Source organism: Curtobacterium sp. MCBD17_019, from assembly GCF_003234555.1.
Classification (GTDB): Bacteria; Actinomycetota; Actinomycetes; order Actinomycetales; family Microbacteriaceae; genus Curtobacterium.
Window position 1 is genome coordinate 35,199 of sequence record NZ_QKTT01000009.1, and the last position, 15,026, is coordinate 50,224.

The 15,026-nt window shown below is 70.9% G+C and carries 13 protein-coding genes; 6 read left to right on the forward strand and 7 right to left on the reverse strand.

Going from position 1 to position 15,026, the window contains the following annotated elements; translation table 11 throughout:
• Positions 1–190 precede the first annotated feature (190 nt).
• On the forward strand, positions 191–1,105 hold the full coding sequence (locus DEI82_RS09930) for an endonuclease domain-containing protein (protein ID WP_111036662.1): 915 nt from the start codon (positions 191–193) through the stop codon (positions 1,103–1,105).
• Between the two features lie 64 nt (positions 1,106–1,169).
• On the opposite strand, the gene DEI82_RS09935 is transcribed toward DEI82_RS09930, so the two are convergent.
• The 5 genes from DEI82_RS09935 to DEI82_RS09955 form a co-directional block, all read right to left on the reverse strand.
• Positions 1,170–2,855 carry a HAMP domain-containing sensor histidine kinase gene (locus DEI82_RS09935; protein ID WP_111010499.1) on the reverse strand — a complete coding sequence of 562 codons (1,686 nt, stop codon included), beginning with the start codon at positions 2,853–2,855 and terminating at the stop codon, positions 1,170–1,172.
• A 63-nt stretch (positions 2,856–2,918) separates the two neighbouring features.
• Positions 2,919–3,614: a response regulator transcription factor gene (locus DEI82_RS09940; protein WP_111010498.1), complete on the reverse strand. Its 696-nt coding sequence runs from the start codon at positions 3,612–3,614 to the stop codon at positions 2,919–2,921.
• A 118-nt stretch (positions 3,615–3,732) separates the two neighbouring features.
• Positions 3,733–5,424 (reverse strand): DNA repair helicase XPB, encoded by a 1,692-nt coding sequence (locus DEI82_RS09945; protein WP_111013100.1) that lies wholly within the window; start codon positions 5,422–5,424, stop codon positions 3,733–3,735.
• Positions 5,425–5,472: 48 nt separating this feature from the next.
• Positions 5,473–7,236, reverse strand: a complete 1,764-nt coding sequence (locus DEI82_RS09950) for a helicase-associated domain-containing protein (RefSeq protein ID WP_111036663.1) — start codon at positions 7,234–7,236, stop codon at positions 5,473–5,475.
• 28 nt (positions 7,237–7,264) lie between these two features.
• Positions 7,265–7,483: a hypothetical protein gene (locus DEI82_RS09955; protein ID WP_111010495.1), complete on the reverse strand. Its 219-nt coding sequence runs from the start codon at positions 7,481–7,483 to the stop codon at positions 7,265–7,267.
• Positions 7,484–7,700: 217 nt separating this feature from the next.
• Between DEI82_RS09955 and DEI82_RS09960 the strand changes: the two genes are divergently transcribed.
• Together DEI82_RS09960 and DEI82_RS09965 are read left to right on the forward strand one after the other, a co-directional pair.
• On the forward strand, positions 7,701–8,078 hold the full coding sequence (locus DEI82_RS09960) for a cold-shock protein (protein ID WP_111013102.1): 378 nt from the start codon (positions 7,701–7,703) through the stop codon (positions 8,076–8,078).
• A 2-nt stretch (positions 8,079–8,080) separates the two neighbouring features.
• Positions 8,081–8,818, forward strand: a complete 738-nt coding sequence (locus DEI82_RS09965) for a DUF3027 domain-containing protein (protein ID WP_146242883.1) — start codon at positions 8,081–8,083, stop codon at positions 8,816–8,818.
• Positions 8,819–8,926: 108 nt separating this feature from the next.
• On the opposite strand, the gene serC is transcribed toward DEI82_RS09965, so the two are convergent.
• Positions 8,927–10,045, reverse strand: coding sequence for a phosphoserine transaminase (gene serC, locus DEI82_RS09970; protein WP_111026287.1), 1,119 nt, complete (start codon positions 10,043–10,045; stop codon positions 8,927–8,929).
• 128 nt (positions 10,046–10,173) lie between these two features.
• On the opposite strand from serC, the gene DEI82_RS09975 reads away from it, so the two are divergent.
• The 3 genes from DEI82_RS09975 (at position 10,174) to DEI82_RS09985 (ending at position 13,231) form a co-directional block, all read left to right on the forward strand.
• Positions 10,174–10,866 carry a metal-dependent transcriptional regulator gene (locus DEI82_RS09975; protein ID WP_111010491.1) on the forward strand — a complete coding sequence of 231 codons (693 nt, stop codon included), beginning with the start codon at positions 10,174–10,176 and terminating at the stop codon, positions 10,864–10,866.
• A 355-nt stretch (positions 10,867–11,221) separates the two neighbouring features.
• Complete coding sequence (locus tag DEI82_RS16600) at positions 11,222–12,397, forward strand: C40 family peptidase (protein WP_146242884.1); 1,176 nt, start codon at positions 11,222–11,224, stop codon at positions 12,395–12,397.
• 339 nt (positions 12,398–12,736) lie between these two features.
• Positions 12,737–13,231: an HNH endonuclease gene (locus DEI82_RS09985; RefSeq protein ID WP_111010489.1), complete on the forward strand. Its 495-nt coding sequence runs from the start codon at positions 12,737–12,739 to the stop codon at positions 13,229–13,231.
• A gap of 60 nt (positions 13,232–13,291) precedes the next feature.
• Here the strand turns inward: DEI82_RS09985 and DEI82_RS09990 are convergent, their stop codons facing one another.
• Positions 13,292–14,950 (reverse strand): sialidase family protein, encoded by a 1,659-nt coding sequence (locus DEI82_RS09990; RefSeq protein ID WP_111036666.1) that lies wholly within the window; start codon positions 14,948–14,950, stop codon positions 13,292–13,294.
• Positions 14,951–15,026 lie beyond the last annotated feature (76 nt).

Below are 15,026 nucleotides of genomic sequence, written 5' to 3' on the forward strand. Positions count from 1 at the left end.
CCTCCTCTCCCTCCGCCGAGATCGCACTTGTTGCCGGTTTGACCCACCGCACACCGGCAACGACTGCGATCTCGGCGGAGGGGGAGTCGGGCCAGGTGTCCGGTCATCCACCGGGGGAGCCGGACAGCGGCCGTCCACAGGTCGGGCGCGCACGTGCTCCGTGTTGCGGTACGGCCGGGAGGCTCGGCGCATGACGCGCACGCCGGCCCGCCTCCCGGATCCTTTCCTCGGTCAGGCCTTCCACACGGCTGATGCGGTCCGGAACGGGGTCACTCCGGGTCGGCTCCGTCGGGAGGACCTCGCCGCGCCGACCCGAGGCGTGCGGGTCCCTGCCGAGCTGGACCTGGCGGACCTCTCGGCACGGGTCGCCGCGTTCGGCCTCGTCCTCGGTGAACGGCATCACTTCAGCCACACCACTGCCCTCGCCCTCTGGGAGCTCCCACTGCCGCCCTGGGTCGTTTCCGACGCGACCGTGCACGTGAGCACGGTGGGGGACGGACCGGTCATGCGCCGCACCGGGGTGGTGGGCCATCGCGTCTCGCCACCGTTCGCCGATGTGGTGGCGTGTGCGGGCCTCCCGGCCAGCAGCCCGGTGGCGGCGTGGTGCGAGAGTGCGGGCCTGTTGGCCGAGCGTGACCTGGTGGTGATCGGGGACCACCTGGTCGCGCGGGCGCTCGCCGATCCGGAGCAACTCGAGCGCCGGAGTCGTGAGCGGCGGTCCCGGTGGGCACGGCGGCTCCGGGCCGCGGCCCATCGCGTGCGGCTCGGGTCGGAGTCCCCGATGGAGACGCTCATCCGACTCGTCATCGTCGACGCGGGATTCCCGGAGCCCCAGCTCAACACCGACGTGCACAGCCCCGCCGGTCGATTCCTCGGACGCGTCGACCTCGCCTACCCGGACCTCCGGATCGGAGTCGAGTACGACGGCGAGCACCACCGGACGGATCGTGCCACGTGGCAGCACGATGCGACCCGGTCGAACGGCTTCGTGTCCGCCGGATGGCTGATCCTGCACGTCACCGCGCGTGACGTTGCCGACCCGACGGCGTTCCTCCTGCGACTGTCGGACGTGTTCCGCACCCGGGCGTCATCATCACTGCCGTGAGATCGCAGTCGTTGCCGCTCTGATGGACCTCAGAACGGCAACGACTGCGATCTCGCCAGAGGGGTCAGGGGGTGGGGGCGACGTAGTCGCGCGGGAGGAGGGGGAGCCACACGCGGAAGGTCGCACCACCGCCCGGGGTGTCGAACACCTCGACCTCGCCGTGGTGCGCCGCGACGATGCCGGACACGATCGCGAGCCCGAGGCCCGAGCCGCCGGTGTCCCGAGCGCGCGAGGTGTCGGCGCGCCAGAACCGCTGGAAGATCTTCTCGCGGATCTGCGGCGGGATGCCCTCACCGTGGTCGATCACGTCGAGGTGCGCCATGCCCCGGGCCTCGTCCACGCCGATCCCGATCTCGATGGGGTCGTCCTGCGGCGTGAACCGCATCGCGTTGCCCATGAGGTTCGTCACGACCTGGCGGATCTTGTTCTCCTCGGCGAGGACGACCGGCGGCCGCACGGGCAGGACGACGGTCGGCAGCGGGGCCGTGGTCGGCGCGGCCGGGCCGGACTCGATGCCGACGGGACGACCACGACGTGCGCGCAGCCGGGCGAGCGTCTGCCCCGCGAAGGCGATCGGCCCGGTGACGTTCGACGGCGGCGAGGTCGGGGACTGTCCGTTCCGCGCTCCGGGTGCCGCAGGACCGACCCACTGCGGCACGACCTGCGGGACGTTCTCGCCGGTGACGGAGTCGGCGAGCAGGACCTGGATCTCGCGGTCGGGGTTCGACGCCATCGTGTCGAGCGCCGAGTCCCGCGCGATGGCGACGAGGTCGACCGGCCCGAGCTCGAGCGGCTTCGACTCGTCGATGCGGGCGAGCTGCAGGAGGTCCTGCACGAGGAGCCCCATGCGCTGGGCCTCCTTCTCGATGCGCTCCATCGCCTGGGCGACGTCCTCTTCTTTCCGGAGGGCCCCCATCCGGTACAGCTCGGCGTACCCCCGCAGGGACACGAGCGGGGTCCGCAGCTCGTGCGATGCGTCACCGACGAAGCGGCGCATCTGCTCGATCGTGCGTTGGCGGTCCTCGAACGCAGAGTCGATGCGCTCGAGCATGACGTTGAGGGAGTGGTTGAGGCGACCGACCTCGGTGTTCGGGGTGTCCGCACCGAGGCGTTGCGAGAAGTCCCCCGCGGCGAAGCGTGCGGCCGTGGCCTCGACGTCCCGCAGCGGGTCGAACGTGGCGGTGACGAGCAGCTGGGTGAGCATGCCGCCGAGCAGGACGACCGAGATGCCGAACCCGAGGAAGATCACCGTGAACCGCGCGATGGTCGAGTCGGTGCCCTGGCTCGAGACAGCCGCGACGATCGTGTAGTGGTTGCCGGCGGCGTCGGTGGTCGGCGACGTCATCGCGAGGGCCCGCCACTCGTGCTGGCCCTTGTCGTCGACCACGCTGAACGGGTGGTCGTCGTCGACGTGCGAGCTGCCCACGACCCCGCCGAGGTCCGGCGTGTAGTCGCTCTTCGTGTGACAGGCGATGCCGCCGTCGGGCTTGAGCACGGCGATGTAGGCCGCGCTCTGCAGGGTGACGTTGATCTGGCAGTAGCCTTCGACGCTCGTCAGCTTCTGGCCGTTCAGCGAGGTCTTCGTCGCTTGGACGTCGTTGTCGAGCTGCTTCATCAGGTATGTGCTGAGCACCGTCATGGTGCCGAGCCCCGCGACGAGCAGACCGAGGGTCACCAGGAGGACGGTGATCCCGGTGATCTTGGTCCGGAGCGAGATCTCGTTCCACCAGCGGGCGAGGCGTGTGTGCATGCTGCGATCACAGTAATCGGCGCGACCCAGCCGCTGCTGGGATCGCGCCGATGACCTGCTGGATCAGGACGCCTTGGCGGCCTTGAGCATGTACCCGAAGCCGCGCTTGGTCTGGATGACCGGCTCGGCCGAGTACTGGTCGAGCTTGCGGCGCAGGTACGAGATGTAGGACTCGACGATGCCGGCGTCGCCGTTGAAGTCGTACTCCCACACGTGGTCGAGGATCTGGGCCTTCGACAGCACCCGGTTCGGGTTGAGCATGAGGTAGCGGAGCAGCTTGAACTCGGTGGGTGAGAGCTCGATCTGCGCCTCGCCGATGCTGACCTCGTGCGTGTCCTGGTCCATCGTCAGCTCACCGGCGCGGATGATCGCGTCTTCTTCGTCGTTCATGGTGCGCCGGAGGATCGCCTTGATGCGGGCGACGATCTCGTCGAGCGAGAACGGCTTGGTCACGTAGTCGTCGCCGCCGACGGTGAGTCCCGTGATCTTGTCCTCGGTGTCGTCCTTGGCGGTGAGGAACAGGATCGGCGACGTGTAGCCCGACGACCGGAGGCGCTTGGTCACGCCGAACCCGTTCATGTCGGGGAGCATGACGTCGAGGATGATGAGGTCCGGCTCTTCCTCGAGCACGGCGGAGATCGCCTGCGCACCGTTGCCCACCGCGCGGACGGCGAAGCCCGCGAACCGGAGCGAGGTGGTGAGGAGGTCGCGGATGTTCGGCTCGTCGTCGACGATGAGGATCTTCGGTCCGTCGGTCATGTGACCCAGTATCTGGTCGTGGCCTCTGGGTTGCCTGGGAACGGATGGGACGCTGTCTGACAGGACGACGGGATTTCCTGGTGCAGACGTCGAGGGGGCGATGACTGTCTGGATCTGCTCACGCGGCCGCTAGGGAATCGGCGTCGAGGATCGTGTACGCGTACCCCTGCTCGGCCAGGAACCGCTGCCGGTTCTGCGCGAAGTCCTGGTCGACGGTGTCCCGCGTGACGAGTGTGTAGAAGGACGCCGGGAGGCCGTCCTTGTTCGGGCGGAGCAGCCGGCCGAGCCGCTGGGCCTCCTCCTGCCGTGAGCCGAAGGAGCCCGACACCTGGATCGCCACCGTCGCGTCCGGCAGATCGACCGAGAAGTTCGCGACCTTGGACACCACGAGCACGTCGATCGTGCCCTCGCGGAACGCCTGGTACAGCCGTTCGCGCTCGTCGATCGGGGTCGCCCCGGTGATCTCGGCCGCGTCGAGCTGTGCCGCGAGTTCGTCGAGCTGGTCGATGTACTGCCCGATCACCAGGATCTGCTCGCCGCGGTGCTTCTCGATGAGGTCGCGCACGACCGGGGTCTTGGCCGGCGAGGTCGCGGCGAGCCGGTACCGGTCGTCGTCCGTGGAGGCCGCGTACTCGAGGCGGTCCTCGTGGGGCAGGTCGATCCGCACCTCGTAGCACTCGGCGGGGGAGATGTACCCCTGCGCCTCGATCTCCTTCCACGGCGCGTCGTACCGCTTCGGCCCGATGAGCGAGAACACGTCGCCTTCGCGGCCGTCCTCGCGCACGAGCGTCGCCGTGAGTCCCAGGCGCCGTCGCGCCTGGAGGTCCGCGGTCAGCTTGAACACCGGCGCGGGCAGCAGGTGGACCTCGTCGTAGACGATGAGGCCCCAGTCGAGGGCGTCGAGCAGGGACAGGTGCGTGTACACGCCCTTCCGCCGTGCGGTGAGGATCTGGTACGTCGCGATCGTGACCGGCCGGACCTCCTTGACGCTCCCGGAGTACTCGCCGATCTCGTCCGGGGTGAGCGACGTGCGGCGGAGGAGTTCGTCGCGCCACTGCCGCGCCGAGACCGTGTTCGTGACGAGGATGAGCGTCGTCGCCTTGGCGGTGGCCATCGCGCCCGCGCCGACCAGGGTCTTGCCCGCACCACAGGGCAGCACGACGACACCGGACCCCTGGGCGAAGAAGCTCTTGACCGCGTCCTCCTGGTACGCGCGGAGGTGCCACTCGGTCTCGTCGAGGTCGATCCGGTGCGGTTGTCCGGGCGTGTACCCGGCGAGGTCGTCGGCAGGCCAGCCGATCTTGACGAGCTCCTGTTTGACCTGGCCGCGCGCCCACTGCTCGAGCTCGACGGCGGTGTCCGACCGGCGGGCGCCGAGCAGCGGGGCGATCCGCTTCGAGCGGGTGACCTCGGCGAGGATGGACGGGTCCGACGCGGTGAGGACCAGCCTCGGCTGCTGCTCCAGCTCCTCCGTCGCGTCGTTCGCGATCGCCGGCGCGTCCGCCGGGTCCTCGCGGCGGATGACGAGACGGCCGTAGCGGCTGACGGTGTCACGGATGTCGACGACGACGCTCTGCGGCACCGGGAACTTGGCGAACCGCTCGAGCGTGTCGATCATCGCGTCGGCGTCGTGGCCCGCGGCGCGGGCGTTCCACAGCCCGAGCCGGGTGATGCGGTAGGTGTGGACGTGTTCGGGGGCGCGCTCGAGTTCGGCGAACACCGCGAGTTCGTGTCGCGCGTCCTCGGCCTCGGGATGCGCCACCTCGAGCAGCACGGTCCGGTCGCTCTGGACGATGAGTGGCCCGTTCATGACCGTCGAGCCTAGCCGCGCCGCGGACGAGACGTCCGGGTCGGTCGGTCAGGCGACGTGCTCGACCGCGATCACGAGGGACAGGGGCAGGGTCCGCTCGACGTCGGCGTGCGTGTCGCGGCCCCGGATCCGGCCACCGCTCACCGACGTCGGCACGATCGTGAACGGGGCCTCGGTGCCGTCGGGCATCCGCACGACGACGCGCACGGCCACCTTGCCGCGCACGGCCAGGTCGATCTGCCGTCCCATCCACTCCTGCGCGGGCTCCTGGTCGCCTCGTCGGGTCGCGGCGCGGAGGCGCTCCACGAGCTCGCGCGCCTGCTCCTCGGGTGTGCGCGCGGTCCGGCGACGAACGGGAGGCCCGGCCGCGTCCGCCACGCGGGCGGCGGGAGCGAGCACGGCCGGGTACCGCTGGTCCTCGAGCGCGGAGACCACGGACGAGGGCGGGTACGGGCTGACGAGCACCGTCGGGGACCGCCGGGCCCAGGCGAGTGAGCGCAGTTCGGCGTCGACGGACACCAGGTCGAGCTGCTCGGCGGGACCTCGCACCACGCTGCCCCGCTCAGCGGCGTGGTCGACGACGATGCTGCCGGCACGGGCGCTGACCTGCTCCACCAGGTAGCGGACCGGCTGGGGCACGTCGGCCGCCGAGAGTCGGCCGAGCGTGTCCAGGACCGCGGCTCCGTCGTACCCCTCGAGCAGTGCGCGGCGGACGCTGTCCTCGGAGATCCGGTAGCGGCTCGCGAGTCCCGGTGCCTCGACGTCGGCCACGGTGCGGAGTGCCGCGTCGTCGGCCGGCTCGAGCGGGCCGGGGGCGATGACGGTGAGGTCGTTCTGCAGGTACACCTCCGGCACGGTGGACGGCAGGTCGGCGCCGGCGTGGTCGATCGCCGCGGTGTCGTCGGTGGTTCGCGCCGCGAACAGGACGCGCCCCGTCGCGGTGACCACGCCGTCGACCGTGATGCCGAGGGCCTCCGCGGTCTCGGCGCTCCGCACGAGCTCCGCGGGGAGCCACTCCGCGCCGCCGGGGTAGGCCCAGCGCCCGAGGGCCTCGAGCCCGCGCCAGTCGTCCGCGGCGAGGGCGAGGACCTCGACCACCGGATCACTCAGCGTCGCCCGCCACCGGACCACGAGCTCGACCCACCGGAGGGGCCAGGGCGCCACGAGCCAACCGCGACCGTCGTCGGTGACGGTCCACGTCGGGCTCGTGGGATCGACGAGCTCGGTCTCGGCGAGCAGGGCCAGCAGGTCCGGGACCCGCACCGGGTCGGCCGCGGCGCGCTCGCCGAGGTGCCGCGCGAGCGGCGCCCCGATCCCGCCCTTCGCGAGCTCGTGCACCTCGTCCGCGGCGACCGCGCGGACCAGTTCGGCGAGTGACGTCAGCGTCGCGAACGCCGTCTCGGCGGCGACCGCGCGCACCCGGTCGACGTCCTGCGGGACGGGGGTCGGGCCTCCCGGCCGGGGAGCGTCGTCCGGTCGCAACTCCGGATGCTCGGCGAGTCGCGCGGCGACCGCGTCGTCGAGGTCCGCTCCGTCGGTGAGGCCGAGTGCGACGGCGGGCGCGAGTGCCGCGGGGTCCGCGTCGGCGGGGTGCTGGAGGGCGGCGAGCGTCGCGCGCGGGAGTCGTGCCAGCGCGCGGTCGATGACGTCGGGCGTCCGGAGGGCGTCCGCGAGGTCGAAGAAGTCGGACACGGCCGACGGGCCGTGTGCGGCGAGGGCCGCGCCCGGCAGGCGCCGCGCGGCGACGAGCGCGACGAGGTCGTCGTCGGGCATGGCCCGCAGTCGGGCGGCGAGGGCGGCTGCCGTCGTCATCGTCGTGTCCGTCCGCCCCGGAGCGGGGTCAGCGCGCGTCGTCCCGGTTCTCGCGTGCCCGCTTGGTCCAGTTGACCGCGAGCAGCGCGATGATGAGCAGCAGCCCGATCGGGAAGCCGATGAGCGGGAAGGCCTCGACCGTCGGCCAGATGCCCGTGCCGGGGATGGACCCGACCGTGAGCCACGCCACGATGAGCACGAGGAAGCACACGAGTGCGACCGCGATGATCCCCGCGATCATGTACATCAGAATGCGTTCGATACGATTGGCCACCGGGGGCTCGGGCGTCTGCGGGCGCTCCGGGGTCCTGGTCGACTGCGCAGGGCCGGTGGCCTGCGTCCGAACGGGACGCTGTCGCGCGGTTGATCGGGTCTTGGCCACCGGCTCAGGATAGTCGACACAGGATGATCGACAAGGAACGCCGTCCGCGGACACCGCGGACGTCAGATCGAGGAGTGCAGTCATGCCGACCGGCAAGGTCAAGTTCTACGACGAGCAGAAGGGGTTCGGCTTCATCACGGGCGATGACGGCGACCAGGTCTTCCTGCACGCGTCGGCGCTCCCGTCCGGGGTCACCACCGTCAAGGCCGGAGCGCGTCTGGAGTACGGCGTCGTCGCGGGCAAGCGTGGCTCGCAGGCGCTGTCGGTCCGCGTGCTCGAGGAGGGTCCGAGCCTCGCGAAGATCAACCGGCGCTCGGCCGACGACATGGCCGTCATCGTGGAGGACCTGGTGAAGGAGCTCGACCGCATCAGCGGCGACCTGCGCCACGGCCACTACCCGAAGAACGGGTCGCGGACGGCGGCCATCCTCCGCCACGTCGCCGACCAGCTGGACGCCTGACCGTGATCGAGGACCCGACTGGGCTCGCGCGTACCGCGCTGCTCGAGGTCACGCCCGAGGACACCGTCGGAGCGGTCGTCGGCACCGTGGACGAGGGCAACGGCGTGGTGTCCGTGCTGTTCGCCAACACGATGCCCGGCTACCCCGGATGGCGCTGGACCGTCAGCCTGGCGCAGGTCGACGGCGAGGACCCCACCGTGCTCGAGGTCGAGCTGATGCCCGGCGACGGCTCGCTGCTCGCGCCCGACTGGGTGCCGTGGTCGGAGCGGCTCGCCGAGTACCGGGCGACGCAAGAGGGCGATGCGGACGCCGAGGCCGGCGACGCGGAGGACCTGGGCTCGGACGAGGACGACTCCGACGACGACCCTGACGAGGACGACGACGAGGACGACTCGGACGAGGACGACGACGACGCGGACGAGGACGACGAGGACCTGCTCGACGACGACGACGAGGACGACTCCGACGAGGACGACGACCTGGGCGACGACGCGTTCGACGGCGTGGACGTCGAGGAGGCCATCGCCGTCGTCGAAGGTGACGAGGAGGACGAGGACTCGGACGAGGACGACTCGGACGAGGACGACTCGGATGAGGACGACTCGGACGAGGACGACGAGGACGAGGACGACGCGGACGGGGACGACGAGGACGACGACGACTCTGACGCGGACGACTCCGACGACGACGCAGGTCGCACCAGCGCTGGGCATGGCGAGGCGGCGGACGAGGCGGAGTGACGCCGGGCCTCCCGGCCGGATCGGACGCTGCGGCGACCTCTGGTCGGGAGGCGCACGACGGCCCCCGGGATCGGATCCCGGGGGCCGTCGTCGTCCGTCGTGCGGCCGTCAGCCGCGCAGCGCGGCCACCGTGTAGTCGATGGCCTTGATGAGCTGTCGGACGTCGTCGGGGTCGATCGCGGTGAACGTCGCGATGCGGAGCTGGTTGCGGCCGAGCTTGCGGTACGGCTCCGTGTCGACGATGCCGTTCTGCCGGAGCGCGGCGCTGACGGCCTTGGCGTCGATCGCGTCGTCGAGGTCGATGGTGGCGACGACCTGCGACCGGTGTGCCGGGTCGGCGACGAACGGCGTGGCGTAGTCGACGGACTCGGCCCACTCGTAGAGCGCGTTCGACGACTCCTTGGTGCGGATGTCCGCCCAAGCCAGGCCGCCCGACCCGTTGATCCACCGGATCTGGTCGTCGAGCAGCAGGAGGGTCGTGATCGCGGGGGTGTTCAGCGTCTGGTCGAGGCGCGAGTTGTCCACGGCGTTCTTCAGGCTGAGGAACTCGGGGATGTAGCGGTCGCTCGCGGCGATGCGCTCGACGCGCTCGATCGCGGCCGGCGAGAACAGGGCGAGCCACAGACCGCCGTCGGATGCGAAGTTCTTCTGCGGTGCGAAGTAGTAGACGTCGGCGGCACCGGTGTCGAACTGCACGCCACCGGCGGCGCTCGTGGCGTCGACGACGGTCAGCGCGCCGGGATCGCCGGCCGCGCGGACGACGGGGGCCATCACGCCCGTGGAGGTCTCGTTGTGCGGGTAGGCGTAGACGTCGACGCCCTCGACGATCTCGAGCTCCGACCGGGAGCCACCGGGCGCGGTGACGACGTGCGGGGCTTCGAGCCAGGGAGCGGCGACCGCCTTGGCGAACTTCGAGCCGAACTCGCCGAACGAGAGGTTCTCGGCACGGCGCTCGACGAGGCCGAACGCGGCGGCGTCCCAGAACGCCGTCGAGCCACCGTTGCCGAGCACGACCTCGTACCCGTCGGGGATGTCGAACAGCGTCGCGAGGCCCTCGCGAACGCTGCCGACGAGGTTCTTGACGGGCGCCTGACGGTGGCTCGTGCCGAGGATCGTCGCCCCTGCCGTCACCAGGGACTCGAGCTGCGCACCGCGGATCTTGGACGGGCCGCAGCCGAAGCGTCCGTCGGTGGGGAGGAGGTCAGCGGGGATGACGATGTCTGCCATGGGTCGATCCTAGTGAGCTGGTATCCCACGCCCGACGAGCCCGCGACCCCCTGTGGAGCACTGTCCGGGCCGCGGCATGTGAACAAGTAGGCTGGAGGAGTTGTGCACGTGACAGGGGAGGCGTTCCGGTGACCGATCTCGTCGACACCACGGAGATGTACCTGCGCACGATCCTCGACCTCGAGGAGGAGGCGATCGTCCCCCTGCGCGCACGGATCTCGGAGCGACTCGGACACTCGGGTCCCACGGTCTCGCAGACCATCGCCCGCATGGAGCGTGACGGCCTGGTCGTCGTCTCCGGTGACCGCCACCTCGAGCTCACGTCGGAGGGTCGCCAGCGGGCCACCCACGTCATGCGCAAGCACCGGCTGGCCGAGCGCCTGTTGTCCGACGTCATCGGCCTCGACTGGGCCTTCGTCCACGACGAGGCCTGTCGCTGGGAGCACGTCATGAGCGAGCAGGTCGAGCGTCGGATCATCGAGATGCTCGGCCACCCGACCGAGTCCCCCTACGGCAACCCGATCCCCGGCCTCGACGAGCTCGGCGACGCCCCGGCCGGACGGTTCCTCGACGGCGTCCGGAGCATCGTCGCCGCGACCGACGGCTCGTCGACGGTGAGCACGGGGACCATCCGCCGCCTGGGCGAACCCGTGCAGTTCGAGCCGGAACTCCTCGCGCAACTCCGTGCCGCCGGGGTCATGCCGGGACGGACGGCGAGCGTGCAGCGCGCCGGAGCGTACGTCGCCGTGCGGGTCGAGGGCGAGGACCAGGGCCTCGAGCTGCCGGTCGAGGTCGCACAGCACGTGTACATCGGCAGCTGACGGCCGGGGATGCCGTCCCCCTCGGCGTACCCCGAGCGGTGGGCTGCGGGGTACCCGGATCGGGGCGCCTACACGACTTCCGGCGGTCCCGCCCGCGCGGCGTCGGAACATGTCAAAACGGCCTCTGACCAGGCTTTCTTGATCGAATCGTTACCAACTTGCTCGCAGGCCTCGACACCGTCGGAGGCGTTGCGTACACTCGACGAGTCCCGCAGAGCCTGGAAGCGAGCTGGCGGGAACCGTGGCAGGACGTCTCGAACCCGTCTCCTGCCTGATCGGAAACGATGACGAACGGATGGGGTTGCACCCGACGGCCTCGGTCGCGTGTGCAGTCGAGGCGCCGGAGACAACACTCTTGACGCAGACCGGTTCCACCACGGACGCCCAGCGAGCCGACACCACCACGGGTGCCGCCGCCCGTTCGACCGACATCCAGTTCGCGAGTCGCCGCGAGCGCCGCGCCGCCGAGGCCGCCGCCGCCCGCACGGGGTCGACCGCGCCCGTCGCACGGGTCACGGTCGCCGCCACGACTGCCGCCGAGCCTGCCACGGCGTCCGAGCAGGCCACCGCCGAGGCCGCACCCGCCGCCGAGGCCACCCTGGTGGCGGCGACCGAGCCGGCCCCGAAGCCCGCCGTCGCGGCCGGCGCCGCCGTGGTCCGCTCCGTCGACCCGGAGCTCGAGGCCCCCATCGCGCCGGTCACATCGTCGTTCGCCAAGTCCCCGGTCGCCACCGCCGCCCGCCGTGCCGCCGCCAGCCGCGCGGCGGTCGCGAGCAGCGCCTCCCGGCCAGCCGCGCGCGGGAAGCGCAGGGTCCTGCCGGTCGCCGTCATGACGATCACGGCCGGACTCTTCGGCACGATGGCGCTCCCCGCCATCGCCGCGACCGCCCCGCAGCCGACCGCCGGCTCGCAGCAGGCTGTCGCCCAGGGCAACCTCCGCTCGGCGGACAGCCAGTCGCTCACCGTCGCGAACACCGCGGCGCTCGCCGACACCGTCCGCGACGGCTACACCGCGACGGCCCCGAAGGTCGTCGCCCCGAAGGTCACCGCGTCCACCGCGACGACGACGACCACGACGAGCGACACCGCCCTCGCCACGGCCCGCGCGCAGACCGCCGCCTCGTACGCCTCGTACACCGGTCCGAGCGCCGCGGACTACGTCGCAAGCCCGAAGTACCCGAGCTTCAGCCTGTCGCAGGTCGTCTCGGTCGCAGAGCAGTACATCGGCACGCCGTACGTCTACGGCGGTGCGACCCCGGCCGGTTTCGACTGCTCCGGTTACGTCATGTACGTCTACGCCCAGTTCGGCATCTCGCTCGCGCACTCCGTGCCGCTGCAGGACGCCGCCGGCACGACGATCCCGACCTCCGAGGCCCAGCCCGGCGACGTCGTGATCTTCAACACCGAGGCGCACGAGGGCTTCTACATGGGCAACGGCATGATCATGGACGCCCCGAAGCCCGGCGGCTCGGTCAGCATCCGCCCGATCTGGACGACCGACTACCACATCGTCCGCTTCGGCATCAAGTGAACGGACGGGCCCAGGCCCGCTGAACGCACCGGAAACCGGTCCACACGCTCTCGTGTCGGGCCGGTTTCTGGGTTAACCTGGCGACACGGTCCACTCGACCTCGAACGGGAGATCACATGCCAGCCTGCCGCACGACCCGCACCATGGGTCGGCGCGCGCACGTCGACATATGGTCGACCACGACCTGCCGCGTGCCCCAGCACGCGCCCGCGAACTGAGCACCGCCCACCAGGGCGGTGCTCTTCTGCTTCCGGGGTCGGGTCACCCGCTCGAGGACCGAGGGGACCGTGAGCAGCGTCGTCCGCCTGGAAGCCGTCCAGGCACGTCGGAAGGGACCCCATGCGCACTCTCGTCCTCAACGCCGGTTACGAACCCCTCGCGGTGATCTCGTTCCGACGGGCCCTCGTCCTGGTCATGAACCAGAAGGCCACCGTCATCACCGCCGACGCCGACCACCCGGTCTTCGGCTCCACCACGAGCTACGACCGGCCGTCGGTCATCGTCCTCACCCGGTACGTGCGCATCCCGCAGAGCCGGCTCGTCCCCGTGTCCCGCCGCGGGGTGCTGCGCCGCGACGGCAACCGCTGCGCCTACTGCAACCGGCACGCCACGACGATCGACCACGTGCACCCGAAGTCCCGCGGCGGTGCGGACTCGTGGGAGAACCTCGTCGCCTGCTGCCTGGCCTGCAACAACGTCAAGGGTGACCGCACCCCGCACGAGATGGGCTGGACGCTGCGCTTCCGCCCACGTGCTCCGCACGGCACGGCGTGGATCGTGCGCGGCATCGAGCGGCCGCAGCCGGACTGGGACGAGTACCTCGCCGCCGCCTGACCCGGCGGGCGTCGGACAGGAGGGACGGTGCAGACCCGCACCGTCCCTCCCGCCCCTCACTCAGGTCGTGGGCACGTGCCACTGCTGCGTCGAGAGCCCGTTGCAGTCGTAGATCTGCAACTGTGTCCCGTCGGCGGTCTGTGCCTGCGGGTCGTCGAGGCAGCGTCCGGACTGCGGGTTGTAGAGCGAACCGTCGCTCCGTGCGACCCACTGCTGCCCGCCGGCGGCGTCACATCCCCACAGCTCGACCTTGGTCGAGTTCGCGGTGCCGTTGCCGACGATGTCGAGGCACTTGTCGTAGGCCCGGATCGTGCCGTCCGTCTCGAGCGCCCACTGCTGGCCGGTCGCGGTACCGCAGGTGTACAGCTGCACCGCGTTGCCGTTCGCGTTCGTGTTCGTGTTGACGTCGAGGCACTTGCCCGTGGTGCCCGGACCGGTGATCTGCCCCTGGTGGGTCGGCAGGGTCGCGGTGGCGAAGTCGGTCTCGCACTTGCCGGTGCTGACGTGGACGCCGGCGAGCATCAGGAAGCTCGAGCTGGACGGGTCGGCCAGGAGCGGCGAGCTGTATCCGGCACACGAGGTCTCACCGCTGTCGTAGCCCCCGGTCGGGTCCGTCGTGACCGCGGTCGTGATCTCCTGCCACGCCCCGACGCCGAGGTTCTTGTTGACGAAGAGCACGTGCCCGCTCTCGGGCTGCACGGCGAGCGCGCCGTCGTTGCCCGCGACCACGCGTTGGCCCGAGGCGATGAGCGTGCCGTTGCTGCCACCGGCCGGTGACCAGGTCAGGTAGGGCGTGTGGAGGAGGAAGCGGCTGTCCGCCGTCTGGATCCGCGTGCCCAGGCTGGACGGGTTCCACGACTCGGCGTTCGAGGTCGTCTTGATGTACACGTCGCACGCCTGGTCCGGGTCGTACCCGTTCTTGCAGTCCTCGTAGGTCATCGCGTAGGTGCCGTTCGGGAGGTTCACCACCGTCGCCATCCCGGGGCGTTCAACGCCGTTCTGCACGGCGACGTCGTAGGTCTCGGCACCCCACGTCGAGCCGCCGTTCGTCGAGACGACGTGCGCGAGCACCTGGTTGTAGTTGTTCGACGAGGGGCGCTCGTCCGAGAAGTAACACACGAGGTCACCGTTCGCGGCGACGTCGAACTCCGGCTCCCAGATGCCGTGCCCGATGGTGTTCGCGGTGCCGGACTCGCTCGCGCAGGAGCTGCGGTAGCTCCAGCTCGTGCCCTGGTTCGTCGACGCGAACACCTCGACCGCCTGCTGGGTGTAGTCGCCGTGGTTCCAGGCCGTCCCCGCCGCCAGGATCGTGCCGGCGGGCAGGTTCCCCTCGGCCTGCGGGAGCTCGTACAGCGTCGGCCCGTCGAGGTCCCACCCGTGTTGGGTGTCGGTGACGGTGCTGATCGGTGACGAGGTCCAGGTGACGCCGTTGTTCGTCGACCGGTAGATGGGGAAGTTCGCCTTCGTCACGCCGGTGCCGGAGTGCGAGAACGTGGCCAGGAGCGTGCCGTTCGCGCTGCCGCTGTGTTGGAGTCGGATGACACGGGGGTAGCTGGCGTCCTCGGTGGAACCGCTCGCCGTGCTCGGGTGGTAGAGAGTGCCGCTCGAGGTGGTGGCGGCCTCGGCCGTGCCGGGGAGGACGGTGCCGCCGAGTGCAGCGATCGCGACGGCGGCTGCGAGCAGCCCGATCCGTGCGAACAGACGTGGGTGTTGGTGCATGGTGCGACCTCCGGGGTTCGCTTCGTTGCGATGGTGTGGTGGGCGCGCGTCGGGCCGCGGGGGTGCTGCGACCATG

Bases quoted from the DNA above. Each gene is read 5' to 3' on its own strand.
- DEI82_RS09930 (WP_111036662.1), top strand. From the start codon at position 191: ATGACGCGCACGCCGGCCCGCCTCCCGGATCCTTTCCTCGGTCAGGCC.
- DEI82_RS09935 (WP_111010499.1), bottom strand. From the start codon at position 2,855: ATGCACACACGCCTCGCCCGCTGGTGGAACGAGATCTCGCTCCGGACC.
- DEI82_RS09940 (WP_111010498.1), bottom strand. From the start codon at position 3,614: ATGACCGACGGACCGAAGATCCTCATCGTCGACGACGAGCCGAACATC.
- DEI82_RS09945 (WP_111013100.1), bottom strand. From the start codon at position 5,424: ATGAACGGGCCACTCATCGTCCAGAGCGACCGGACCGTGCTGCTCGAG.
- DEI82_RS09950 (WP_111036663.1), bottom strand. From the start codon at position 7,236: ATGACGACGGCAGCCGCCCTCGCCGCCCGACTGCGGGCCATGCCCGAC.
- DEI82_RS09955 (WP_111010495.1), bottom strand. From the start codon at position 7,483: ATGTACATGATCGCGGGGATCATCGCGGTCGCACTCGTGTGCTTCCTC.
- DEI82_RS09960 (WP_111013102.1), top strand. From the start codon at position 7,701: ATGCCGACCGGCAAGGTCAAGTTCTACGACGAGCAGAAGGGGTTCGGC.
- serC (WP_111026287.1), bottom strand. From the start codon at position 10,045: ATGGCAGACATCGTCATCCCCGCTGACCTCCTCCCCACCGACGGACGC.
- DEI82_RS09985 (WP_111010489.1), top strand. From the start codon at position 12,737: ATGCGCACTCTCGTCCTCAACGCCGGTTACGAACCCCTCGCGGTGATC.
- DEI82_RS09990 (WP_111036666.1), bottom strand. From the start codon at position 14,950: ATGCACCAACACCCACGTCTGTTCGCACGGATCGGGCTGCTCGCAGCC.